The sequence below is a fragment of the Flavobacterium micromati genome, from assembly GCF_900129585.1.
Lineage (GTDB): Bacteria > Bacteroidota > Bacteroidia > Flavobacteriales > Flavobacteriaceae > Flavobacterium > Flavobacterium micromati.
On record NZ_FQWF01000006.1, the window covers coordinates 1 to 24,023 of the forward strand.

General features: G+C 35.1%; 15 protein-coding genes, 1 tRNA gene and 1 rRNA gene. 4 read left to right on the top strand and 13 right to left on the bottom strand.

From position 1 onward, the window contains the following. Positions 1–96: ribosomal RNA gene (gene rrf, locus BUB42_RS07470) — 5S ribosomal RNA — on the top strand; the annotation flags it as partial. A gap of 579 nt (positions 97–675) precedes the next feature. Here the strand turns inward: rrf and ppdK are convergent. Beyond that, the gene (gene ppdK, locus BUB42_RS07475; RefSeq protein WP_084118305.1) at positions 676–3,462 is read right to left on the bottom strand and encodes a pyruvate, phosphate dikinase; all 2,787 of its coding nucleotides are present in this window, start codon (positions 3,460–3,462) and stop codon (positions 676–678) included. Positions 3,463–4,608: 1,146 nt separating this feature from the next. Beyond that, positions 4,609–5,190: a MiaE family protein gene (gene miaE / locus BUB42_RS07480; protein ID WP_073018801.1), complete on the bottom strand. Its 582-nt coding sequence runs from the start codon at positions 5,188–5,190 to the stop codon at positions 4,609–4,611. Positions 5,191–5,536: 346 nt separating this feature from the next. Here miaE and BUB42_RS07490 point away from each other — a divergent pair, with 346 nt between their 5' ends. Then, a complete protein-coding gene (locus BUB42_RS07490; protein WP_073018805.1) occupies positions 5,537–6,772 on the top strand; it encodes a glycosyltransferase in 1,236 nt (411 codons plus the stop codon). A gap of 389 nt (positions 6,773–7,161) precedes the next feature. Here the strand turns inward: BUB42_RS07490 and BUB42_RS07495 are convergent, their stop codons facing one another. The 5 genes from BUB42_RS07495 to porU all read right to left on the bottom strand — a co-directional run bounded on the left by BUB42_RS07495 (position 7,162) and on the right by porU (position 15,583). Further along, positions 7,162–8,823 carry a pyruvate dehydrogenase complex dihydrolipoamide acetyltransferase gene (locus BUB42_RS07495; RefSeq protein WP_073018806.1) on the bottom strand — a complete coding sequence of 554 codons (1,662 nt, stop codon included), beginning with the start codon at positions 8,821–8,823 and terminating at the stop codon, positions 7,162–7,164. Between the two features lie 7 nt (positions 8,824–8,830). Beyond that, a complete protein-coding gene (pdhA, locus tag BUB42_RS07500; protein ID WP_073019134.1) occupies positions 8,831–9,829 on the bottom strand; it encodes a pyruvate dehydrogenase (acetyl-transferring) E1 component subunit alpha in 999 nt (332 codons plus the stop codon). Between the two features lie 136 nt (positions 9,830–9,965). Continuing rightward, positions 9,966–10,448 (bottom strand): cytidine deaminase, encoded by a 483-nt coding sequence (cdd, locus tag BUB42_RS07505; RefSeq protein ID WP_073018807.1) that lies wholly within the window; start codon positions 10,446–10,448, stop codon positions 9,966–9,968. A gap of 81 nt (positions 10,449–10,529) precedes the next feature. Further along, positions 10,530–11,717, bottom strand: coding sequence for a type IX secretion system outer membrane channel protein PorV (gene porV / locus BUB42_RS07510; protein ID WP_073018808.1), 1,188 nt, complete (start codon positions 11,715–11,717; stop codon positions 10,530–10,532). A gap of 38 nt (positions 11,718–11,755) precedes the next feature. Next, a complete protein-coding gene (porU, locus tag BUB42_RS07515; protein ID WP_073018809.1) occupies positions 11,756–15,583 on the bottom strand; it encodes a type IX secretion system sortase PorU in 3,828 nt (1,275 codons plus the stop codon). 196 nt (positions 15,584–15,779) lie between these two features. Between porU and gldJ the strand changes: the two genes are divergently transcribed. Then, positions 15,780–17,465, top strand: coding sequence for a gliding motility lipoprotein GldJ (gldJ, locus tag BUB42_RS07520; RefSeq protein ID WP_073018810.1), 1,686 nt, complete (start codon positions 15,780–15,782; stop codon positions 17,463–17,465). A gap of 65 nt (positions 17,466–17,530) precedes the next feature. Beyond that, entirely contained in the window at positions 17,531–18,817 is a 1,287-nt protein-coding gene (locus tag BUB42_RS07525) for a UDP-N-acetylmuramoyl-tripeptide--D-alanyl-D-alanine ligase (RefSeq protein WP_073018811.1), read from the top strand. Between the two features lie 394 nt (positions 18,818–19,211). Here BUB42_RS07525 and BUB42_RS07530 read toward each other — a convergent pair. The 6 genes from BUB42_RS07530 to BUB42_RS07555 all read right to left on the bottom strand — a co-directional run bounded on the left by BUB42_RS07530 (position 19,212) and on the right by BUB42_RS07555 (position 23,986). Beyond that, positions 19,212–19,286: transfer RNA gene (locus BUB42_RS07530), tRNA-Val, on the bottom strand. Between the two features lie 85 nt (positions 19,287–19,371). Continuing rightward, the gene (locus BUB42_RS07535; protein ID WP_073018812.1) at positions 19,372–20,592 is read right to left on the bottom strand and encodes a bifunctional folylpolyglutamate synthase/dihydrofolate synthase; all 1,221 of its coding nucleotides are present in this window, start codon (positions 20,590–20,592) and stop codon (positions 19,372–19,374) included. Between the two features lie 38 nt (positions 20,593–20,630). Continuing rightward, positions 20,631–21,428 carry an energy transducer TonB gene (locus tag BUB42_RS07540; RefSeq protein ID WP_073018813.1) on the bottom strand — a complete coding sequence of 266 codons (798 nt, stop codon included), beginning with the start codon at positions 21,426–21,428 and terminating at the stop codon, positions 20,631–20,633. Positions 21,429–21,460: 32 nt separating this feature from the next. Further along, positions 21,461–21,853, bottom strand: coding sequence for an ExbD/TolR family protein (locus BUB42_RS07545; protein ID WP_073018814.1), 393 nt, complete (start codon positions 21,851–21,853; stop codon positions 21,461–21,463). Between the two features lie 2 nt (positions 21,854–21,855). After that, positions 21,856–22,560 (bottom strand): MotA/TolQ/ExbB proton channel family protein, encoded by a 705-nt coding sequence (locus BUB42_RS07550; RefSeq protein WP_073018815.1) that lies wholly within the window; start codon positions 22,558–22,560, stop codon positions 21,856–21,858. Between the two features lie 196 nt (positions 22,561–22,756). Further along, positions 22,757–23,986 (bottom strand): Glu/Leu/Phe/Val dehydrogenase dimerization domain-containing protein, encoded by a 1,230-nt coding sequence (locus tag BUB42_RS07555; protein ID WP_073018817.1) that lies wholly within the window; start codon positions 23,984–23,986, stop codon positions 22,757–22,759. Positions 23,987–24,023: the final 37 nt, after the last annotated feature.

Genomic DNA, 24,023 nt, shown 5'->3' on the forward strand with positions numbered 1-24,023 from the left:
CGGCGGGGCTCACCTCTTCCCATCCCGAACAGAGTAGTTAAGCCCGCCTGCGCAGATGGTACTGCAGTTATGTGGGAGAGTATGTCGTCGCCTTTTTTTGAAAAACCCTTCATCTAACGATGAGGGGTTTTTTGTTTTATGCAGTGATATGGGAACCACGATAGCTATCGGGGGATCAAGAACAAAATTTGGTGATTAGGCAAATAATTTGGTTAATCTAAACATCAAGTATTCCACGTATCAATTCTGAAGAAGGAGGAATTATAGATTTATAATTTAGATGACAAAATGCGAGACTGTGGCAAAGTACATCGAACTCTTTAAACCTATGCTTGCTGAATTAATAATATTATATTTTGATTAATTAAATACCAAAATTGAGCAAGAGAAAATGCTGATCATTCTAAAACCTGAGTTGTCAAAAAATTAGGTCTAAATATTTGTTAGGTGAAAAGTAAATTAAAGTATAATAAGTAAGTTAGATATAAAAATCAGCAAGCAAATTCATGAAAAAGTAAAGAGGACACTTAAAGAATTGCGACCTCAATATTCTAATAAAATCACTAATTCAAAAACTATAAACTGGAACAATTAAATAAATGTTTATAAAACAAAAAACACTTGCAAACTTTTTACAAGTGTTTAATTAAACAATTTATTGGTATAGTCTTTCTTTTAAATAGGAGCGGGTATCTCCTTTTCAATACTTAAATATAAGTTCTCTACTTGATTTGGTAATGGTTGTTTTATGGCAGCTTGGGCAGCGGCTAAACGGGCAATCGGTATTCTGAATGGGGAACAACTTACATAGTCCATTCCAATTCGATGACAAAATTCGATTGAGCTAGGGTCTCCTCCATGCTCTCCACAAATACCTATTTTTAGGGCAGGGTCAAATGAACGTCCTTTAACAGTTGCTATTTCTATTAATTGGCCAATACCTTCTTGGTCTAATACTTGAAATGGGTCCACCTTTAAGATCCCTTTTTCAATGTAAATGGGTAGAAATTTACCTGCGTCATCTCTGGAGTATCCAAAGCCCATTTGTGTAAGATCATTAGTTCCAAATGAAAAGAAATCAGCTTCTTCGGCAATTTGATTTGCTGTAAGGCAGGATCGCGGAATTTCAATCATAGTTCCTATTAAATATTTAATGGAATCTCCTTTTTCCTCAAAAACTTTTTCTATTATAGTTTTAACTAATTGTTTTTGTAGTTTAAGTTCCTTTACTGTCCCAATAAGTGGAATCATAATTTCTGGATGCGTTGCAATTCCCTCGGCTTTTAATTCTAATGCTGCTTCAATAATCGCTCTCGCTTGCATTTCGGTAATTTCTGGATATGTTATTCCCAATCTACATCCTCGATGACCTAACATAGGGTTAAATTCTTTTAGATTATCTACTTTTTGTATGATTGTCTCCACCGATACATTCATCTCAAGTGCCATCTCTTTTTGATTTTCTAAGTCGTGAGGTATAAATTCGTGTAATGGTGGATCCAACAATCGAATAGTTACTGGAAGGTTTTCCATTGCCCGAAGAACCTCTTTTAAGTCATTTCTATGTATTGGTAATAGTTTGTTTAATGCTTCTCTTCTGCCTGCTTCATCGGTGGATAATATCATTTCTCTAATGCGGGCTAATCTTTCGCCTTCAAAGAACATGTGTTCGGTTCGGCAAAGTCCGATCCCTTCAGCTCCAAATTTAATTGCATTTTGGCACTCTCTCTGCGTTTCGGCATTTGCTCTTACGCCCAAAGTTCTGTATTTATCCGCTAAGTTCATAATAGTATCAAAATCAGCACTTAACTCGGCATCCTTATTTTTTATTTTACCTTCGTATACTTCTCCAGTTGTGCCGTTTAATGAAATCCAATCTCCTTCGTTAAAAACATGGGATCCAATTGTCATTACTCTGGTTTTGTAGTTGATATTTATTTTTTCTGCTCCAGAGACACAACATTTACCCATACCTCTTGCAACAACAGCAGCATGAGATGTCATGCCTCCTCTTGCGGTCAAGATGCCCTTTGCAATATTCATTCCTTCTAAATCTTCAGGAGAGGTTTCGATTCGAACAAGAATGGAGTCAGTATATTTATGAGCCTCATCAGCAAAAAAAACAATTTGGCCTGTCGCAGCTCCAGGGGAGGCAGGTAATCCTTTTGCTAGGACTTTTGCATTTTTAATTGCTTCGCTATCAAAAACCGGGTGCAAAAGTTCTTCTAGCTTTGATGGCTCCTGCATTAATAAGGCTTGTTTTTCGTCTATCATGCCAATAGTTAACATATCCACTGCAATTTTGACCATTGCTGCAGCTGTGCGTTTTCCATTTCGGGTTTGCAACATCCAAAATTTGCCTTCTTGTATAGTGAATTCTAAATCCTGCATGTCATTGTAATGCGTTTCAAGAATAGCTTGCGTGGTATTTAATTCCTTAAAAGTATTTGGCAATAGTTCTTCTAAAGATGGGTACTGTGTCTTTCGATTTTCTTCAGAAACACCGGCTAAAGTTGCCCATTTTTTAGAGCCTTGTAAAGATATTTGCTGTGGAGTTCTTATACCTGAGACAACGTCTTCGCCTTGAGCGTTTATTAAATATTCACCATTGAAAATATTCTCTCCAGTCGATGCGTCCCTTGTAAAAGCTACGCCACTACCCGAGGTTTCACCCATATTTCCAAAGACCATCGCCTGCACATTTACCGCTGTGCCCCATTCCTCTGGAATTTGATGCATAACACGATAATATACCGCGCGAGGATTCATCCAGCTATCAAAAACAGCGGTTATACTGGCCCAAAGTTGGTCCCAAGGATCGTCTGGGAATTTCGCACCAGTTTGCACTTCACACAGAGCTTTGAAGTCAGAAACCATGCGCTTTAAGTCTTCTGCATCGAGTTCAGTATCTAATTCAACTCCTTTATCTTTTTTAAATTTTTCTATAATTTCTTCAAAAGGATTTTGATCTTCTTTTGAAATTGCGCCAACTCCTAGTACAACCCCACCAAACATTTGGACAAAACGTCTATAAGTATCCCAAGCAAATCTATTATTGCCGGTTTTGGCAATTAATCCTGCAACTGAGTTATCATTCATTCCTAAGTTAAGAACAGTATCCATCATTCCCGGCATTGAGACGCGAGAGCCAGAACGAACGGAAAGTAAGCATGGATTTTCAGCGCTTCCAAAGGTCGTTCCCATTCTTTTTTCAACTGTTGCAATAGCTAATTTTACTTCGGTCATCAATAAAGAAACAACTTTATCTTTACCTAGTTGATTGTATTCTGAACAAGTTTCGGTTGTAATTGTAAATCCCGGAGGGACGGGTATTCCGAGGTTACTCATTTCGGCTAAGTTTGCACCTTTGCTGCCTAATAAGTTTTTCATGGCACTACTTCCATCTGAAGTTCCATTTCCAAAATTATAGACTCTTACTTTTACATTTTTTGGTGTTACCATCTGTCTAACATTATTTAATATTAATTTGTTTCTATCTTGGAACACATTCAGAATAGATTATTTACGTAAAATCGCAACTAAGATTCATAATGCGTTATGCCTTGATAACTCAATAATTTGATAGTACTTTTATGGCCAATGAGGTCAACATTTTCATGTTAAACAATGTAAGTAAAATACAATGCGATATTACGAAATCGTTTGCGTAGAAACAAATAAAACCAAATAAATAGCTAAGCTAAATATTACACTTATCTTCTTTATTGTTAAATTGATTTATAATTCGAAAATTTGAAAGGAAGTTTTTAGGTGAATAAAAATGGCTTAAATGCAGAAAAAATATACGAAGCTCAATTAGGTTGGATACTTTAATAGTAGTAGTCACTTTGTTTCTGGAAGGGAGGCTTACTTGTAATCAGAAGACGTTAAATTATTAAACAACTTCTTTGATAACATACTGCTGTGACTTTAATTCTAAAAGTCGTGTCAAAATAGTACATGCTTGTTTCAAAAGAAGAAAATCAAGTGTTGCGTTTTTTAATTAAAATAGGAGTTACATCAGAAGGTCTTTTACAAGTAGTCGTTTTATAAATCTGGATTCTTCTAGTGTTGTTTTAGTCTAATTTTCTGTAAAATTTCTAATGTCATTTCTTGAAGATGCAAGCGATGAGTTACACACAATGACAGTTGGAAACTTTTTTGAAATAATCCCAATATTAATGTCATATTCACAATTAATTCAGGAACTAAATTTTGTTGGTTGAGAGCTTTTTTTATCGACAGCAATTAATTCATTCGCTTTTGTTATAGTAATTATGGACTCTACTAGGGGTTTCTTTGCTCTGTCTGCTATTGATAGTAATGGTGTAAAGCTCTCCTTTGGAGACCTAAGTTTATTCTGTTAAAGATCTCGTACATAAATTTTTCGCAAAACAACCATTTTGCACATGCAACTGACGACGATAATTAAATTTTTTTATCTCTTTTATTCGCGGAAATGAATTTAAAATGCGCGACAATAATTTTGCCAAAAAACGTCCTCGTAAATTATCTAAAAGTTTTTGAATTAGTAGATATTAAGAGAGCAAATAAGCGATATTAATTATTTCACCCTAACTTTTTAACGTGACCTAGATTCACGTAAAATTATCCGTGCACAGTTTCATTCTTACCATATTTGGTAATAATTGACGTCTCAAATTGTATCCATTCTTGCCACCTTTTATCCACGTCAACATTATCGGCATACTTTCTTGCAAAACCAATAAAAGTGGTGTAATGGCCAGCTTCGCTAATCATTAAATCACGATAAAATTTAGCTAATTCAGGATCTGTAATGTTTTCGGAAAGCACTTTGAAACGTTCACAACTTCTTGCTTCAATCATTGCCGAAAACAACAGTCGTTCACACAAAGCATCATTACGGCTCCCATCTTTTTTCATAAACTTAAATAATTCGTTTACATAATGATCCTTGCGTTCCCGTCCCAATGTCAAACCTTTGCTTTTTATCAAGTCGTGCACCATTTGCAAATGTTCTAATTCTTCCCTCGCAATAATCATCAATTGCGTTACTAAATCCTCTTTTTCCGAGTTTTGAGTGATCAAGCTTATCGCGTTCGAAGCTGCTTTTTGCTCACACCAAGCGTGATCTGACAGTATTTCCTCGATATTTGTTTCCACTATATTTACCCATCTTGGGTCTGTCGCTAATTTTAATCCTAACATTTTAATCGAATTTAGTTTGCTACAAAATTAGTGTTTTCTTGCTTAGGTATCGAGATAACAATAATAATGCTACCTGAATTTACTTTAAAATAATTGGGGCGTGTCTGCAAAAAAAATGGCAAAAGCACCATTCCGCAAAGCCATTTTTTTGCTGTCGGGCTATTCGTTGCAAGTCCTCATTGCGTTTTCGCTGCACTACTCCGCAACTCCGGGCTTTCCACTGCTATCCCTCACGCGGTTTAGTGCATGGTATGTTGGTCCATTTTCAAAAGAATTATACAACTATGAAACAACAATGCCACTTTAAATTAGTATTTTGCAACAGTAATTTACAAGTCTCGAAAAAGTGCAATCACTCTTAATTATCGGTTTTGTTTGGCCTGAGCCTAATTCATCTGCTGCAGGCGGAAGAATGATGCAATTAATTTCGTTGTTTCAACGACAAGGATTTAAAATCACATTTGCCTCTCCAGCGCAAGACAGTGATTTTATGATTGATTTGACTGCGTTTAATGTTGAGAAAAAAGCTATTGTGCTCAACTCAGCTAGTTTTGATACTTTCGTCAAAGATTTAAATCCAGCTCTAGTTTTGTTTGATCGCTTTATGATCGAAGAGCAATTTGGCTGGCGTGTGGCTGAAAATTGTCCGGCAGCGATGCGAGTTTTAGATACTGAAGATTTACATTCTCTACGATTAGCCAGACAAAAAGCTTTCAAAGAAAAGCGTGAATTTAAAATAAATGATTTGCTTGAGGAAGATGTAGCAAAACGAGAAATTGCCAGTATTTTGCGTTGCGATCTATCGTTGATGATCTCCGAATATGAAGTGGAAGTGCTTACCACTACTTTCAAAATTGACATGTCGTTACTGTTTTATTTACCGCTTTTATTAGAACTTGATGCAATTCCAAATTTAGATTTAGTACCATCCTTTCAAAACAGAAGGGATTTTATTTTTATTGGTAATTTTCTCCATGAACCAAATTGGAATACTGTTCAATATTTAAAAGAAACTATTTGGCCTCTTGTAAGAAAGCAATTGCCCGCAGCTATTTTAAATATTTATGGTGCTTATCCCTCTCAAAAAGTTTTACAATTAAATAGTGTAAAAGAAGGTTTTTTGATACAAGGCCGCGCCGATAATGCGCAGAAAGTAGTCAAACAAGCCCGCGTTGTTTTAGCACCGCTGCGCTTTGGAGCAGGTATAAAAGGAAAATTGCTTGAAGCCATGCAATGCGGAACTCCAACAGTGACCACCGGTATTGGCGCCGAATCGATGCAAGGTGATTTGCCATGGAACGGTTTTGTCACAGATAATCCTGAACTTTTTGCTAATAAAGCAGTAGCTTTATATCAAGATGAAAAAAAATGGATTGAAGCCCAACAAAACGGAATCGAAATCATTAAGCAAAGGTATATGAGAACGTTATTTGAAGTCGGTTTTAAAGCAAAAATACAAGCTTTACAAGACAACTTGCCGCAACATCGCTTGAATAATTTTATGGGTGCAGTACTGCAACATCATTCGCTAAAAAGCACAAAGTATATGTCGAAATGGATTGAGGAGAAGAATAAGAATTAATGCCTATTGCTTTTAGTTTAGTCAAAAGTGGTTTAGTTTTTAATCATTCCACTTACTATTTGTCAAGCTGAAAGCGTCTCTGCAAAGCTACTCAAATATGGTAAGACGCTTTTAGCGTGACAAAATAAAAGGCGTCGTTTTGTATAAGTGTAGAATAATTTGTTATTAAGTAATTTTCTAATTATAATCAATATAATTGCTGTTTTTAGTTAGTAATTTGAGCATGAGGGATAGGAGCGGCATCCTTTTATGAAATGCAATGGAATAAAAGATACAGCGGATAGCGCGACCTCGCTGCAACGCTAGTGGAAGTGAGGTCATGCCCAAAAACAAAAAACCCATCTTGTTTTGATAAACGAGATGGGTTTTTATTTATACTGGATCAGTAGTTATGCAAGCATAGTCACTGGATTCTCAATGAATTGTTTTAATGTTTGTAAGAACTGAGCTCCAGTTGCTCCATCGATAGTACGGTGATCGCAAGCAAGTGATAACATCATTGTGTTTCCTACAACAATTTGTCCGTTTTTAACTATTGGTTTCTCTACAATTGCTCCTACTGACAGGATTGCAGAATTAGGTTGATTAATGATAGAATTAAATTCTACAATACCAAACATTCCAAGGTTTGAAACCGTAAACGTACTTCCTTCCATTTCTGTAGGCAATAGTTTTTTGTTTTTAGCTCTACCAGCAAGATCTCTAACGCTCCCGCCAATTTGAGATAAACTCATCGCATCAGTGAATTTTAGAACGGGTACTACTAGTCCATCTTCAACTGCAACAGCTACTCCTATATTTACGTGGTGATTGATCGTGATTGCATCCTCTTTCCATTGTGAATTGATTTTTGGATGTTTTTTCAATGCCATTGCACACGCTTTTATAACCATATCGTTAAAAGATACTTTTGTATCAGGAACGCTATTAATAATTACTCTTGACGCCATGGCATTATCCATGGTGACTTCGATCACTAAATTATAATGTGGAGCGGTAAATAACGACTCGGCCAAACGCTTTGCAATGATTTTACGCATTTGTGAGTTCTTGATTTCCTCTGTAAAAACTTCTCCAGCAGGAACAAATACTTTTGGCGCAACGGGTGTAGCGGCAGTTTCTGTTTTTGCAGCAGCTGTTGCAGCAGTTTGAGCTACTGCAGCAGCTGGAGTAAAGTTTTCGATATCGCTTTTCACGATACGTCCATTTTCACCGGAACCTTTTACTAGATTCAATTGTATTCCTTTGTCACTTGCAATTTTCTTTGCTAATGGTGAAGCTAAAATTCTTTGTCCATCGGTTGCAGCTTCTTGAGCGACTGGCTCAACAGTTGTTGCTGTGGCAACTTGTTCCTTTACTTCCTGTTTTACTTCTGTAATCTCGGGAGTGCTTTCTGGCACTCCGCCCGTTTTATAATTTTCAGCAATTCCAGCGATATCAGTTCCTGCAGGCCCTATAATTGCCAAAAGACTATCTACGGCTGCTGTACCTCCTTCTTCAATTCCTACGAACAATAATGTACCCTCATTGAAAGATTCGAACTCCATCGTTGCTTTATCCGTTTCAATTTCCGCTAAAATATCGCCTTCAGCAACTGCATCTCCTACTTTTTTCAACCAGGTAGCCACAGTTCCTTCGGTCATTGTATCACTTAGTCGCGGCATGGTAACAACTATAACTCCTTTTGGAAGTCCTCCAGCCCCCGAAGGGGGAGCAGAAGAGGCTGTTTCAGGTATAGTGTTTCCTTCTTCTTTTTCGGTAGTTGTTCCCCCTTCGGGGGTTAGGGGGCTTAATAATGCTGAAATATCTTCGCCTTCTTTTCCTATAATTGCTAATAAAGCGTCTACCGGAGCAGTTTCGCCTGCGGGTATTCCTATGTGTAAAAGAGTACCTTCATTGAAAGACTCAAATTCCATAGTTGCTTTATCAGTTTCAATTTCTGCAAGGATATCTCCTTCCTTAATTTTATCTCCTACATTTTTAAGCCAAGTCGCTACCGTTCCTTCCGTCATAGTGTCGCTCAAACGAGGCATTGTAATTATTGTTGCCATAATTGATTTATAGTTTATGAGGTATAAAAGGATAGTTTTCTTGTTCGTATACTACGTCGTACAATTGTTGAATTGGCGGATATTCAGATTCTTCGGCAAATTTCACACATTCTTCTACTAAATCTTTAACACGCTGATCAATAGTCTCAATTTCTTGCTCCGTTGCGTATTTTTTATCTTTTATTATATCTAAAACTTGAGTAATTGGATCTATTTTTTTGTATTCTTCCACTTCATCTTTTGAGCGATATAATTGTGCATCTGACATTGAGTGACCTCTATAACGGTACGTTTTCATTTCCAAGAAAGTTGGTCCGTCTCCGCGTCTTGCTCTATCAATGGCTTCAGTCATTGCTTCGGCAACTTTTACAGGATTCATCCCGTCAACTGGTCCACAAGGCATTTCATAGCCTAAACCTAGTTTCCATATATCTGTATGATTTGCAGTTCTTTCTACAGAAGTACCCATTGCGTAACCATTGTTTTCAACTATAAATACAACCGGGAGTTTCCACAACATTGCCATATTAAAGGCTTCGTGCAAAGATCCTTGACGTGCTGCACCATCTCCAAAATAAGTCATCGTCACACCACCAGTTTCGAAATATTTATCAGCAAAAGCTAATCCTGCTCCAACCGGTATTTGTCCTCCAACTATTCCATGTCCTCCATAAAAACGGTGCTCTTTAGAAAAAATGTGCATAGAACCACCCATTCCTTTTGATGTCCCAGTAACTTTACCTAAAAGCTCTGCCATTACGCGTCTAGGGTCAACTCCCATACCTATTGGCTGAACGTGATTTCTATAAGCAGTAATCATTTTATCTTTGGTCAAATCCATAGCATGCAATGCACCTGCTAATACCGCTTCCTGACCATTATATAAATGTAAAAATCCCCTAACTTTTTGTTGTATGTATAATGCTGCAAGCTTATCTTCAAACTTTCTCCAAAGGAGCATGTCCTCGTACCATTTTAAATATACTTCTTTTGTAACTTCTTTCATTTGATTTTTTCTTTTGCTAAATATTGTCAATATGTACTCTAATAGTGCAAAATAGTTTCCTCCCACAAATTTGCGAAGTGCAAAAATAACACATTACAACTTAGAAGTAAAATATAATGGCTGATTTTTAAGAGTTTTACAAGAATTTTTTATCAAACATGAAAGGGAGTAAGTTTTTTAAAGATTCCGACCGATAAACCGCTCCCACCTCTCCCATAAAGTAAATTTCTATAGGTGTTTCTTGACGAATTTCATATTCAGCTATAGACTGTCGGCAAGAGCCGCATGGTGGAATTGGCGTTGTAGTTTGCTTTGTATCTGAGGCAGCTGTGATTGCCATTGTTAAAATCTTAGCATTAGGGTAAATAGCACCCGCGTAGAAGACTGCTACACGTTCAGCACATAATCCTGACGGATACGCTGCATTTTCTTGATTAGAACCCAGAACTATCTCACCGTTATCTAACTTAATTGCGACACCGACTTTAAACTTAGAGTAGGGCGCGTACGCATTTTTCCGAATTTTAATTGCTTCTTCCATTAATAGCTGGACACTAGTTGGCAAATCTTGAATATTATCAAAAGCGTTGAATTCAGTAGTGATTTTAATTTCTTTCATTTTATTTGAGGAAAAAAAATCCAAATTTCATACCGAAGCTGCCGGTTTGAAATTTGGATTGTGATCTGTAAATTATTATTTTTAAAATTCGTCGTATTTATCACCAAAATTAAACGTGAGTGAAAATCTTAAAGTATTTTCTAATGGGTTTCTAATTCTAGATGCTGAAAATAAATAAGAGACATCCACTTTTACCACATTATATTTGAATCCGGCTCCCAGCGTAAAAAATTGTCGCGCACCTTTAACAGGGCTCTCATGGAAGTATCCTAACCGCACGGCAAAAGAGTCTTGATATAAATACTCAGCACCCACAGCGTAAGTCACTTCTTGTAATTCCTCACTAAAACCACCAGGTGCATCACCAAATGATCTAATAACTCCTGATGTCCAACCTCTCTTATTATAATTTAAATTATTTTGAGCGATTCCATCTTCTAATGGGTCATTTGTGTCACCATCGCCATTTAAGTCTACTGGGACAGCAATTTGTGGAGTAGGAACTAATAACTTGTTTAGTTCTACATTTAGGGCAATTTTATTGTAATCATCTAGAATAAAATCGAAGCCAGCACCTAGTTTTAGGTTTGCGGGAAGAAAATTACTATTAGTGTCATCATTATCATAGCTAATTTTAGGTCCTAAGTTTTGAATATTAAAACCTGCTCTCCATCTTCCGTTAAATTCATTAAAGGCCAATTCCTCTGATTGAAAAAATCCTGCAACATCAACGGCAAACGAGCTAGCTGAAGTAGCATCAGTATTGTCAGAGGCGACTTTTAAATTAGAATTAATGAAACGTCCCGCGACAGCCATAGAGAATTTTTCACTTAGTTTTAATGAATATGAGCCATCGATAGCAAATTCATTTGGTGAGACAATTGGAAATGTTTCGTTTGGGTCTCCAGTTTGGCGCAATTCAATTTCTCCTAAACCAAAATATCTGACGCTTCCCGCAAATGCACTTTTTTCATTTATTTTATTATAATAAGTCAGTTGTGCAAGAGAAATATCATTTACTAAATCAGTTAAATAAGGAGTGTAACTAACTGAAAATCCTTGTGCATCAGTTGAAAATGCATATTTTGCCGGATTCCATTGCTGAGAGAACGCATCTGCTGATGTTGCAACACCCATGTCGGCCATACCCGCAGATCTCGCATCGGCAGCCACTAGTAAAAACGGAACGCCTGGGTTTACAACGCGATCTTGTGCCCAGCCATAAGAAACAGTTAGTAAGCAAACAAACAGTATTATTATCTTCTTCATTTTTATAAAGGGGTTAATTGAACAAATATAGTTTTTTTTTAAAGTATTACAAGTTTTTCAAATTTTTCACTTTGCATATTTGACAGCGTAGATTTTACGGTAAGTTTATAGATGTAAACACCCTTACCTATAGCATCTCCAAAATCATCTTTTCCGTTCCAATTTATCTCTTTTGATAAAAATCCTTCGGTTGTAATAATTTGATTTTTAGTCCAAATTACTTTTCCAGTTACGGTCATAACCTGAACTTGAACATCCAGAGGTTCAAAAGGTTTGTTATGAGTAAACCAAAATTCAGTATAACTTACAAATGGATTGGGATAGTTTAAAACATTTGTCAATTTAATTGTATCATCGCCTGCAACTATAAATTGAATTTCTGTTATTACAGGATTATTATATACGTCCCACGCTTTAAAAGAAATTGTGTGCAATCCTGGCGAAAGATTTCGTAGTGGAAAACGAAGCGTTCCGCTAGTAAAATCATCTAATTTAGTTTGGTAGTAATCATTAAGAACGAATGGATTACTTATATCACCATCTAATATGGCTATAATGTCGTGACCTATTCCGCTCGCTGTATTAATTCCGTTTTCATCTTCAAGAAGAGCCACTAAAAAAGGGGATTCATTGGTTATACCGCCAGAAACAAAAGTTTCATCATTCATATATAACTTAACCCTAGGGCTTATATTGTCTGCAATAGCATTTTCATTTATTCCACCTATCAAAATACTAGCATCTGATCCTGTTTGGTTTTCTCGAAAATTGTTCTTTTTAGCATAAAAACTTATTCTTCCGTTAGCTAAAGGTATTCTGATATCTCTAGGTACAACAAAACTAAATTCGAACTGACCATTAGTAACTGAAGCGTTACCTCTAAATATAGCTTCGCCTAAAACATTAAAATTAATTACAGGGCTGTTGCCATCATTATTAAGGGTTGCGCGATTAATGGTTTTGTCAAAAATAGTTGTTGCAACTTCACCAGAAAAGTTGGTCATTAAATTATTATTTTCATCGACAACTTCTCCAGACAATTTAACTTTTGAAAGCGATTTAAAATTATCTACTGGTTCCGTTATCGCAACGTCATTTACTTTTGTCAGTATAACTTTAGGTTTCGGTATTGAAAGCATCAGTGCAGGATCGCCTATGAAAAACACCACATTTGTCGCTGAATTAGGATTGTCGTTTTTAGAAATTCTTAAGGCATCAGCTATTGAAGTATATTGACTTGACCCGTAAGACAGTAAATTCTTTGTCAAGTTGTCGTTAAAGTTTTCGGCACTTGACTGACCTATAGATCGTACTGTGGTAATCATTGCTATTGCTCCTCCTTTAGGATTCCAGTAAGTAAACTCGCCAGCTGTTGGTCTGAACGGATTATCAAATCTAGAAAACTCACAAGTAATTGTTATGAACAGCGGGTATTTATATTGATTACTTAAATTTTGGCCATCTGATTTTTCCCAAATTCTCTCTCCCGATAATCCATCTTCGCCGCCATGACCAAGATAATTAAATACAAGTGCACCTTTTTCGAAAGCATTAAAAAAATCAGTTCTCGCTCTTGGATATCGATCACCGCCTGCAGATGCCTCTTGCAAATAAGAATCTAAAAATATTTTTCCCACATTAAGGAATGGCTTTTCGACAGCTATTTTATTGGCCAAAATATTTTGCCTGTTTTGTAAAGAAGCATCTGAAACTATATCTGAATCATCAGAAATGAGCACAAAATTATTTCTCCAGTTACCAAAAGATTTTAAATCATGGTACTCAATGATTTTATTAATCATTTCATCAGCTTGTTTAGTATCGTTTACAAGCATCCGTCCGACAGCGATGTCAATTCCTCCAAAGGAGTTGATAATATTTCCTTCTGATGGATCCATCAATCCAAAAAAATCATCCGAGGCAAATGACGATTCACCGCTAGTATTACTATTTAACGCATGATATATAGGTACAACATTCGTATTATTAACGATACGATTCTTAAAATCGAAAGAAGCGTCACCAAAAAGATTAATATATTTTACTCTATTTAAACTGTTAGACGCGTTTTCATAAATATATTTTATGCAATTTCGTATCGCTGCAACATCTTGTTTTCCTGACGAAAATTCATTATAAATTAATTCTAAAGGAATTACCTTGACTTTTAAATTGGAGTTATTCCTGTGAAAGGTCGCTAATTTTTCGGCCTGAGAAACTAAAAATGTGGGGGTAACAATGACATAATCAATATCTTGAAACTGACCTTGGCTATTTTTAAACAAGGTGCCCTTTAAATTTTGATTAGGAATTTTTACTTTACTGTCTTTTCGTGGCGTAAAATAATCTGAGGCATCTATTGCAACATACTTTCTTAACTCGCCCAATCTTGCTTGAAAATTAACTGTATTTTGATTGATATTTTCAATCTTGGTAACATTATACAAATCAGTGATGTCCCATATTTGCGCGATCCCATTAGCATTAGCGATTTGATAATTTACAATACCTGCAGACGAAGCTGACAAATCATACTGAAAGTGAAACTGCTTTCCATAGCCTTGAAGTTTGCTTTTAGCTATAACTCGAATATTATCAAGAAAACCTTTGGAACCCGGAACACCGTTATTATTATATTTTAACTTTAACTTCATATTAGCAGCACCAGTAAAAGTGACATTATTAGGTAAAGAGTTTACTCTAAATACAGTTTCCGCGCCGGAAGTCAGTGGCGAAAAATTAATTGAGCTAACGGAATTTCCGTTCATACTAATATCAAATGAAGTAGGAGTAAACGCGGCTGAGGCAGCTGTAACAAAAATTTTGACAGGAATCGTGGTGTCAATATTAACAAAATTAAAATCAAATTCTTGTTCGTTTTTTACTTCAAATGATTCACCAAACCATTGACGTCCTAATCGAGCAATATTAATTAGGTCAAGTTCATGAAATTGATAGCTATCAAAACTTGTAATATTTATGGTGCTACTTCCAGTAGGTTGCATCGCTGGATTGATTCTTTTGCCGTCTATGCCCTGAACGGTCAAATAATAGAAAGATTTTTTATCATACAAATTATTGTGCGTTCTGCTTTCCTGATTCCAAGTGTCAACTCCCTCACCATAAAAAAGAATGTAATCCTCATTGTTGAAAACACCATCACTTTCTCCATTTATTTGTATCGCATTTTCGACTAGATCATTGGGATACGGTATATTATTTAATAAGGGAAGCATCCTGCCACCGTTACCATAAATTTTAATTTTTCTTGGGTCAAGATTATTAATATCTAATCCTAATTGCTGTAAAAAAACTTTTGAAATTTTATAGACACCTGACTTTTCAATATAAAATTGAAACCAATTGCCATTTGCAAGCACAGAATTAGAGACGCTTGAACCTGATCTTAGGCGAGAAGCATTTGTAGCTAATCCCTGAATTTCGTAAGTAAAAGATTTAATCCTTTTGTATCCAAAATTATCTTTAATAATAGGGGAAAGACTTATGAACGCGTTTTTTATGCTTCTCGAATTGCTGACGGACAGAACAGCATTCTCCGTGAATGGAATGTTTTCTATTGATAAATCTCCAAGTTCGTTTACAGTGATAGGCTCATAAATGGTGTTACTTATCACTACATTTCCTTGGTCAAACGAAAAAGCTTCGTCCGTCTTTAAGGTAAGTTGAATTGTCTTATTTACTTCATCATAATGAAAACCGCTCCCTATAAATTGTGGAATAATTACTTTCGAATTACCATAAAACATTTCCTTTTTTTCAACCCATTCAAGAGTTATTGTGCTATTACTTTGAGCCAAAGAAATAAGAGGCAAAAATAGCAGCAGAATAAAAAATATTTTTTTCATTATTTTTTTAACGTGATTAATAGTAGGTTATTACTAATTCGTAAAAATAAATTTTTTCTTGTGATTTTAAATAATAAATATTATAAATTTGCGTTTCAATATCTAAATAAATGTTAAAGTTAATATTTATAAATAAATAGAAAACTATTAACAGGTTATCATTAAATTGCGTCACTAAATTATCACCTACTAAAGTATGAAAGCAAAGAGAATTTTGGGCATTAAATTGTTACTATCGATCGTTTTGGTTGCTAGTTCAATAAGTTGCAGTAAAAAATCAAGTTCAAGCAACACCTCACGAGCTACCGGTTGGAATATGGATAGCAAAAAAGGATCAAGTAGTAAGAAACAACAAGCTGGTCCTGGACTAGTTTTTGTAGAAGGAGGAACATTTACCATGGGTAAAGTGCAAGATGATGTTATGCATGATTGGAATAATTCGCCAACACAGCAGCATATTCAGTCGTTTTACATGGATGAAACCGAGGTTACAAATTCTATGTATTTGGACTATCTTGAATGGTTAAAAAGTGTTTATCCACCAAACGAGCAGATTTACAAGAATATATATGAAGGTGCTTCACCTGATACTTTAGTTTGGAGAAATAGACTAGGCTACAATGAGACGATGACTAATAATTATCTTAGACATCCAGCGTATGCTGATTATCCTGTTGTAGGTGTGAATTGGATACAAGCTGTGGAATTCAGTAATTGGCGAACACAACGTGTAAATGAAGCTCTTTTAGAAAAAAATGGATACCTAAAAAAGGATGCAAAAACTCTTGATGTAAGTGCTGAAAGTAATTTTGATACTGAAACATATTTAAATTCGCCAACTTCAGCTTACGGCGGAAATGAAGAGATTGTTTTAAAAGGATCGAAAAGCGGGAAAAAAGCACCCAAAGCTGGAAAAGATGGAGTAGTTGTAGAACCTAAGAATGTATACGCTCAGCGATCCTCAGGAATTTTATTACCTGAATATAGACTTCCCACGGAAGCTGAATGGGAGTATGCAGCAGCAGCAGATGTTGGACAACGTGAATACAATATCTACAAAGGTCAGAAAAAATATCCATGGAACGGTGGTTATACACGTTCTGGTAAAAGACAAACTAAAGGGGATCAGTTAGCAAACTTTAAGCAAGGTAATGGAGATTACGGTGGGATCGCAGGATGGTCTGATGATGGTGCTGATATCACAAACGAAGTTAAAAAGTATCCTGCAAATGATTTCGGCCTATATGATATGGCTGGAAATGTAGCCGAATGGGTGCAAGATGTTTACCGACCAATAATTGATAATGAAGCAAATGATTTCAATTATTTTAGAGGAAATATGTACACTAAAAACAAAATTGGTCCTGATGGTAAAATCGAAATTGTTACTAAAGATAACATGAAATATGATACCTTAAGTAACGGTAGGGTTGTGGCAAGAAATTTTCCAGGTCAAATTGCGCAAGTGCCAATTGACGAACAAGAAACTTATTTAAGACAAAATTTCGATAAAAGTGATAACGTTAATTATCGAGATGGTGATAGACAATCTACTAGATATTACAAATTAGCTGATGCTGAATCAGATGACAGCAAGAACGCATCTGATAAACTTATGTACAATTCGCCAAAACATAATGTTACTACCGATAGTTTAGGTAATATGGTTAGAAATTATGATAAATCTAGCAAAAGAACTACGCTAATAAATAATGAATCTAGAGTTTATAAAGGTGGTTCATGGAGAGATAGAGCTTATTGGTTAGATCCTGCGCAAAGAAGGTACTTCCCTCAAGATATGGCAACAGATTACATTGGTTTTAGATGTGCAATGTCAAGAGTGGGTCCAAAAGCAGAACAAAAAAGATCACCAAGAAATTAAAAAAGTAGTAAACAATGCAAATAAAAGCCCTTTAATTAGGGCTTTTATTTTTTAAATTATTTTAAATGGATATAAAAGATCTTCACTCATTATTTTTAAAATGCACATCTATATCAATTGACACTCGAAAAATAGAACAAAGCTCAATGTTTTTTGCCATAAAAGGAGATCACTTTGATGCTAATACTTTTGCCGCAGAAGCATTACAAAAAGGTGCATTATATGTAATAATTGATAATAGATCTTTCTATGTAAGCGAGCAAACTATCTATGTTGAAAATACTTTAAAAACATTGCAAGAGCTTGCAAAATTCCATCGCAATTATTTGAAAATCCCAATAATTGCGCTTACAGGCAGTAATGGTAAAACTACCACCAAGGAACTGATTAATGTTGTGTTGGAGAAAAAATTTATCACTAAAGCTACTGTTGGTAATTATAACAATCATATAGGCGTGCCATTGACTTTACTTTCATTTAATTCGACAACACAGATTGGAATAGTAGAAATGGGAGCGAATCATAAAAAAGAAATTGAATTTCTTTGTGACTTAGCACAACCGAATTACGGGTATATCACTAATTTTGGTAAAGCACATTTAGAGGGATTTGGAGGAATAGATGGAGTTATTGAAGGCAAGAGTGAAATGTATCAATATCTTATAAAAAATAATAGTGTTGTTTTCGTTAATTTAGAAGACCCGATTCAAATTGAAAAATCCCAGCTCTTAACATCTTACACTTTTGGTATAAATAAAGTTAATGCTGATGTTAATGTTACAAATATAAAAGCTAATCCTTTTGTCGAAATTCATTGCCGTAGTTTTGTAATTAAGTCAAATCTATTAGGCCTGTACAACGCAAATAACATCAATGCAGCTTTAGCAATTGGAAAGTTTTTTGGAGTGCCTAACTTCGATATTAAAGAGGCTTTAGAAAGCTATATTCCTGCAAATAATAGGTCTCAATTACTATATAGAGAAACGAATCAAATTATATTAGACGCGTACAATGCTAATCCTAGTAGCATGAAAGTGGCAATTGAGAACTTTTTGCAATTAGAAAATCAAAATAAGATTTTAGTTTTGGGAGATATGTTTGAGTTGGGAATTGAAAGTGATTTTGAGCATAAAGAAATAATAAGTATGGTGGCAAATGAAGAAAAGATATCTTGCTATTTTGTAGGACTAAATTTTTTTAAAAACAAAGTTAAAAAAGATAATTTTTATTTCTTTGAATCATTCGAAAGTTTTGCGCAGCAGATATCAGCAACTAAATTTATTGATAATTCAATATTAATAAAAGGATCTAGAGGAATGGCATTAGAAAGAACATTAGATTTTATAATGTAATAGTTGAAAGTATAAGATTTAAAATGTTGCTTAGATTCTAGTTATAAATGCAACGGTTAGATTTTTTTGCAGAAGTCAAAATAAGCTCCTTAATTTCTTAAGGAGTTTTTTGTGGGCTATGATTCCCGATCGCTATCGGGAGAACCGCCGACCTCTTGTAATGTAATGTAAATGATATAAACCATCTTAGCTTCTTAAACTATTGATCCCTTAAAAATAAAAAACTCCATTATTGCGAATGGAATTTGTCTTGTGGTGATGAGTCCCGATCGCTATCGCGAGAACCGCCGACCTTTTGTCCTATGAGGTAAATGCTGCAAACCAACTTAGCTTCTTGAACTACTAATCAGCTAAAAAATAAAAAACTCCATTATTTCTAATGGAGTTTGTTTTGTGGGCGATGAGGGGTTCGAACCCCCGACCCCCTCGGTGTAAACGAGGTGCTCTGAACCAGCTGAGCTAATCGCCCTAAACAATTTCGTTTCTTTCGATTCCGTTATTGCGTCTGCAAATATACATCTCTTTTCTAAATTAGCAAGTAAAAAATATAATAATTATAAAATTTCTGCAACTACAAAAGTACTTCCGCCTACATAAATAAAATCTGCCCTTGAGGCTTTACTTGCTGCAAAAGTATAAGCATCTGAAACAGAATTAAATACTTCGCCATATAGTTCGTAATTGATCGCTTTTTGTTGCAAAATAATCGCATTTAAACCACGTGGTATATTTGGTTTACAGAAATAGTAAATCGCTTTTTTAGGAAATAATGGTAGAATTTCGTCTAAATCTTTGTCGTTTACTACTCCTAGGACAATGTGTAACGTTTCAAAAACTTCCTTTTCAATTTGATTGAGCACTATTTCCAAACCATGTTTGTTATGAGCCGTATCACAAATTACTTTTGGCGAATTTCCTATTTGTTGCCACCTACCTCTGAACCCTGTATTTTCGACTATATTTAACAAACCAGAACTTATATTTTTTTGACTTATTTTAAATTTATTTTGTTGATTAAGAATGGTGATGGTTTGGACAACTGTTTTCTTATTTTGCACCTGGTAATCGCCAATTAAATCTGAAGCGTAATCTTTAGAAATTAAATCTGCAGCAAAATAGATCGCCGATTCATTTTCTTTGGCTTTAGCCAAAAAAACAGGCTTACTTTGAGAAATATATTCCCCAATAACAATCGGAACTTTAGGTTTTATAATTCCTGCTTTCTCAAAAGCGATTAATTCAATCGTGTTTCCTAAAAATTGAGTGTGATCTAATCCTATATTTGTTATCACCGAAACAAGAGGCATAATAATATTAGTTGCGTCTAATCTACCGCCCATTCCTACTTCGATAATGGCAATATCCACTTCTTCGTGTGCAAAGTACTCAAAGGCTAAACCAACTGACATTTCAAAGAAACTAAAAGCTTCTTTTTCTAAATAAGCTTTGTGTTTTTTTATAAACGAGCACACAAAATCCTCTGAGATTTCGATGCCGTTAATTTTAATTCTTTCACGATAGTCTTTTAAATGTGGAGATGTATATAAACCAACTTTGTATCCTGCTTCTTGTAGAATTGATGATAACATGTGCGATGTAGACCCTTTCCCGTTTGTTCCTGCAACATGGATACAGTGCAAGTTTTTTTCAGGATTTCCCAAGTGATTTGAAAGTGAAACAATATTTGTTAAGTCCTCCTTGTAAGCAGATGCGCCTTGAGTTTGATACATTGGGAGCTGCGTAAACATCCATTGCGTAGTTTCTTGGTAATTCATATTGTCATTAAATAATATAAAGTCAAAGGTACTTTTTATTATTCTCCAATTTTAAAATTAACAGTTATAAAACCAATTTGAGTTTCGGGAGCATTTTCGTCTGGCTGCCATTTGTGCTTTCGGGCTGTAGCTAAAGCGGGCTCTATTAAGCAGGGATTTGTATTTGTAGTGCCTTTAGTGTATTTAGCAGCTATGACATTCCCATTTCTATTGACTGTTATTTGAACCACCACAGTTCCAAATTCATTACATTTTTGTACTTCCTTTCCTCTAGAGCTGATGTTTCTGCCATTTAAACCCCATCCACTACCTGTGCCGCTTCCGCTGCCTGATCCATAGTAACTATTGGCATAAGGATTTCCATTTGGACTGCCTTTGTCACCAGCAATATTATCATTTCCTTGTCCGCCTTGAGCTTTACCCTCAGATTTTGGACCATTTATTAAACTAGATAATGCATCAGAAGTACTTTTAGAAGGTTTTGGGTTCTCCTTTGGCTTTGGTTTAACTTCTTCTTTAGCCGCTTGTTTAGTAGGTTGATTTTTTTTTGTTGCTTTAATAACTACTGCTTCTTCAATTTCTTGCGAAAGTACTTCATCGTTATTGGATGCAGCTTCCTTTGCCGCAATAGCTTTTGGTGCTGATTGTATAGCTTCTGTTGGCTGAATATTTCCTGAACCAAATTCTGTTGTTCCAAAATTGATTGCTATTCCGTTTTCAGGAGGTGGATCTAAAGAGGTTAACCCTAAATAAAAGAACAAAATAAATAGAATCACGAAAATAATAGACGTGATTGCAAATGATTTTTTTTCTTCTTCTGTTTTAATGTATTTCATGTAAAAATAGATTTTGCGTTAGGACGTAATTATCATTTAGGTCTCACCGCTAAAACAACTTTAATTTGGTTTCGATTAGCAATGTCCAACACATTAACTGCTTTTTCAATAGGCACTCCTTCTTCAGCTCTCAAGATTATAGCCTTTTCTTTGTCGGCTGTAAACAAGGATAGTAATTTTGATTCTAGTTCGGTTTCTAATATTGGCTCTTTATCAATAAAAAATTCTAATTTTTTATTGATACTTACCGAGATATTTTTGTTACTATCTGTTTTTCCTTTCGCTTTTGGTAAAACTAAGTCAAGTGCATTAGTTGTGACCATTGTTGAAGTTAGCATAAAAAATATTAGCAATAGAAATACAATATCTGTCATTGATGACATATTGAATTCAGCGCTTACTTTATTTCGTCCTCTTAAATTCATAATTATGCAGGATCATTTAATAAATCTAAAAAATCTACAGCGTTTGCTTCCATTTGATGTACAATTTTATCTGTTTTAACCACCAAATGATTGTATCCAACATAAGCAATGATTCCTACAACTAATCCAACAACAGTGGTTGTCATAGCAGTATAAATTCCTTCAGATAGCGCACCTACTTCAATTTGTCCACCCGAACTTGCCATTTTATGAAATGCTTGGATCATACCTACGACAGTTCCAAGAAAACCAGTCATAGGACCTGCTCCAGATATTGTCGCTAACATACTTACATTTTTTTCGAGTTTGTATATTTCAAGTTTTCCAGCATTTTCAATTGCTGTGTTGATGTCATCAAGTGGCTTGCCTATTCGAGAAATTCCTTTTTCAATTAATCTTGCCACTGGTGACTTGTAATGGGCACATGTAATTTTAGCATTGTCGATACGACCGTTTTTAATGTTATCCTTTATTTGAGACATAAAGTTAATATCAACTTTTGAGGCTGCATTTATAGCCATTAATCTTTCAAAATAAAGATATAATGCTACAAAAAGCATGATAAAAAGAGCTGTCATAATTATTTGACCCGCTAAACCTCCGCTAGTTAACAATTCAATAATCGATAATGTCTTTTCGACTGGGACAGCTTCGGTTAAACTTTCTTGTGCAACAGACAAGGTGTCTGCTTGTAACAATAGACTCATATAATTTATATTTATTATGAAAACGCTAATGTATTATAAAAATTGCTAATTCATTGGATTAAAAATTCAATGCGAGATAAATTTATAAGAGCAGTTTTTCGCCAAATTGAATAGTCAGTTTACACATTTAAATTCTCAAATGTGTAAACTGACTATCTATTAAATTATAACTACAAACTGCTTTTAATTGCCTTAATTATTGAAGCAATTGTTTCAACGCAATTTCAAATGCTGTAGCGCTTATATTAGTTTTTGAATTATTCAATGAATATGCTTTTTCGATGGCTTTTTTAATAGTCTCCGATGTATCGTTGAAAATTGCTTCATCAGTCATTTGTACTTTCTTTTCCATGAAATAAGCAAATACGCGAGCCATTCCACAATTAGAAATAAAATCAGGAATTAAGCTTACTTTATGATCTACATCTTCCATTATTGGACCAAAAAAGATTGCTTCATCAGCAAAAGGAACATTGGCACCGCAAGAAATGACTTCAAGTCCATTTGCAATTAAACTATCAATTTGTGATTGAGTTACTAATCGAGAAGCAGCACAAGGGGTGAATATTTCGGCACCAATAGTCCATATTTTTTGATTGATTTCATTAAAGGGAATCATGTCCGCAGCAACCAACTTATTACCGTCTTTTGCTAAAAATAAGGCTTTTATTTCTTCAAAAGTAAATCCTTCTTCATTGATAATACCGCCATCTCTATCAATTATACCAATTATTTTTGCACCCATTTCGGCTAAGTAGAAAGCAGCAGCTGATCCTACATTGCCAAAACCTTGGACAATAGCTTTTTTACCTTTTACTTCACCGCCATAAATAGCGTAATAATTGCGCACAGCTTCAGCAACACCGAAACCTGTTATCATATCAGCAACAGTATATTTTTTTGAAATATCAGGAGAGAATTTTGGATTTTCAATTACTTTGACAACGCCCTGACGCAGTTGTCCAATTCTGTTGATTTTATCTGCTTCTGTAGGCTTGAAATGCCCATTAAAAACGCCTTCTTGTGGATGCCACACGCCACATTCTTCAGTCATTGGAATAACTTCATGTATTTCGTCAACATTTAAGTCTCCGCCGGTGCCGTAATAGCTTTTTAATAAGGGAGAAACCACTTTATACCAGCGTTGCAAAACACCTCTTTTTCTTGGATCGTTCGGGTCAAAATTAATCCCTGACTTAGCGCCACCGATAGCTGGTCCGGATACAGAAAATTTTACTTCCATTGTTTTTGCTAGAGATAGAACTTCATTTTTATCTAGTCCTTTTCTCATTCGAGTTCCGCCACCGGCTGCACCGCCACGTAATGAATTGATAACTGTCCAGCCTTCAGCTTCTGTTTCTGAATCTTTCCAGTGAAAAACTATTTCAGGTTCTTTATTTTCGAATATATTCAGTAAATCTTTCATTATTTTGCGATATGTTTAATTTTTGCAAATATAAAAA

Bases quoted from the DNA above. Each gene is read 5' to 3' on its own strand.
- gldJ (WP_073018810.1), top strand. From the start codon at position 15,780: ATGAAAGCAAAGAGAATTTTGGGCATTAAATTGTTACTATCGATCGTT.
- BUB42_RS07550 (WP_073018815.1), bottom strand. From the start codon at position 22,560: ATGAGTCTATTGTTACAAGCAGACACCTTGTCTGTTGCACAAGAAAGT.
- BUB42_RS07545 (WP_073018814.1), bottom strand. From the start codon at position 21,853: ATGAATTTAAGAGGACGAAATAAAGTAAGCGCTGAATTCAATATGTCA.
- miaE (WP_073018801.1), bottom strand. From the start codon at position 5,190: ATGTTAGGATTAAAATTAGCGACAGACCCAAGATGGGTAAATATAGTG.
- pdhA (WP_073019134.1), bottom strand. From the start codon at position 9,829: ATGAAAGAAGTTACAAAAGAAGTATATTTAAAATGGTACGAGGACATG.
- ppdK (WP_084118305.1), bottom strand. From the start codon at position 3,462: ATGGTAACACCAAAAAATGTAAAAGTAAGAGTCTATAATTTTGGAAAT.
- BUB42_RS07555 (WP_073018817.1), bottom strand. From the start codon at position 23,986: ATGAAAGATTTACTGAATATATTCGAAAATAAAGAACCTGAAATAGTT.
- BUB42_RS07540 (WP_073018813.1), bottom strand. From the start codon at position 21,428: ATGAAATACATTAAAACAGAAGAAGAAAAAAAATCATTTGCAATCACG.
- BUB42_RS07495 (WP_073018806.1), bottom strand. From the start codon at position 8,823: ATGGCAACAATAATTACAATGCCTCGTTTGAGCGACACTATGACGGAA.
- porV (WP_073018808.1), bottom strand. From the start codon at position 11,717: ATGAAGAAGATAATAATACTGTTTGTTTGCTTACTAACTGTTTCTTAT.
- porU (WP_073018809.1), bottom strand. From the start codon at position 15,583: ATGAAAAAAATATTTTTTATTCTGCTGCTATTTTTGCCTCTTATTTCT.
- BUB42_RS07525 (WP_073018811.1), top strand. From the start codon at position 17,531: ATGGATATAAAAGATCTTCACTCATTATTTTTAAAATGCACATCTATA.
- cdd (WP_073018807.1), bottom strand. From the start codon at position 10,448: ATGAAAGAAATTAAAATCACTACTGAATTCAACGCTTTTGATAATATT.
- BUB42_RS07535 (WP_073018812.1), bottom strand. From the start codon at position 20,592: ATGAATTACCAAGAAACTACGCAATGGATGTTTACGCAGCTCCCAATG.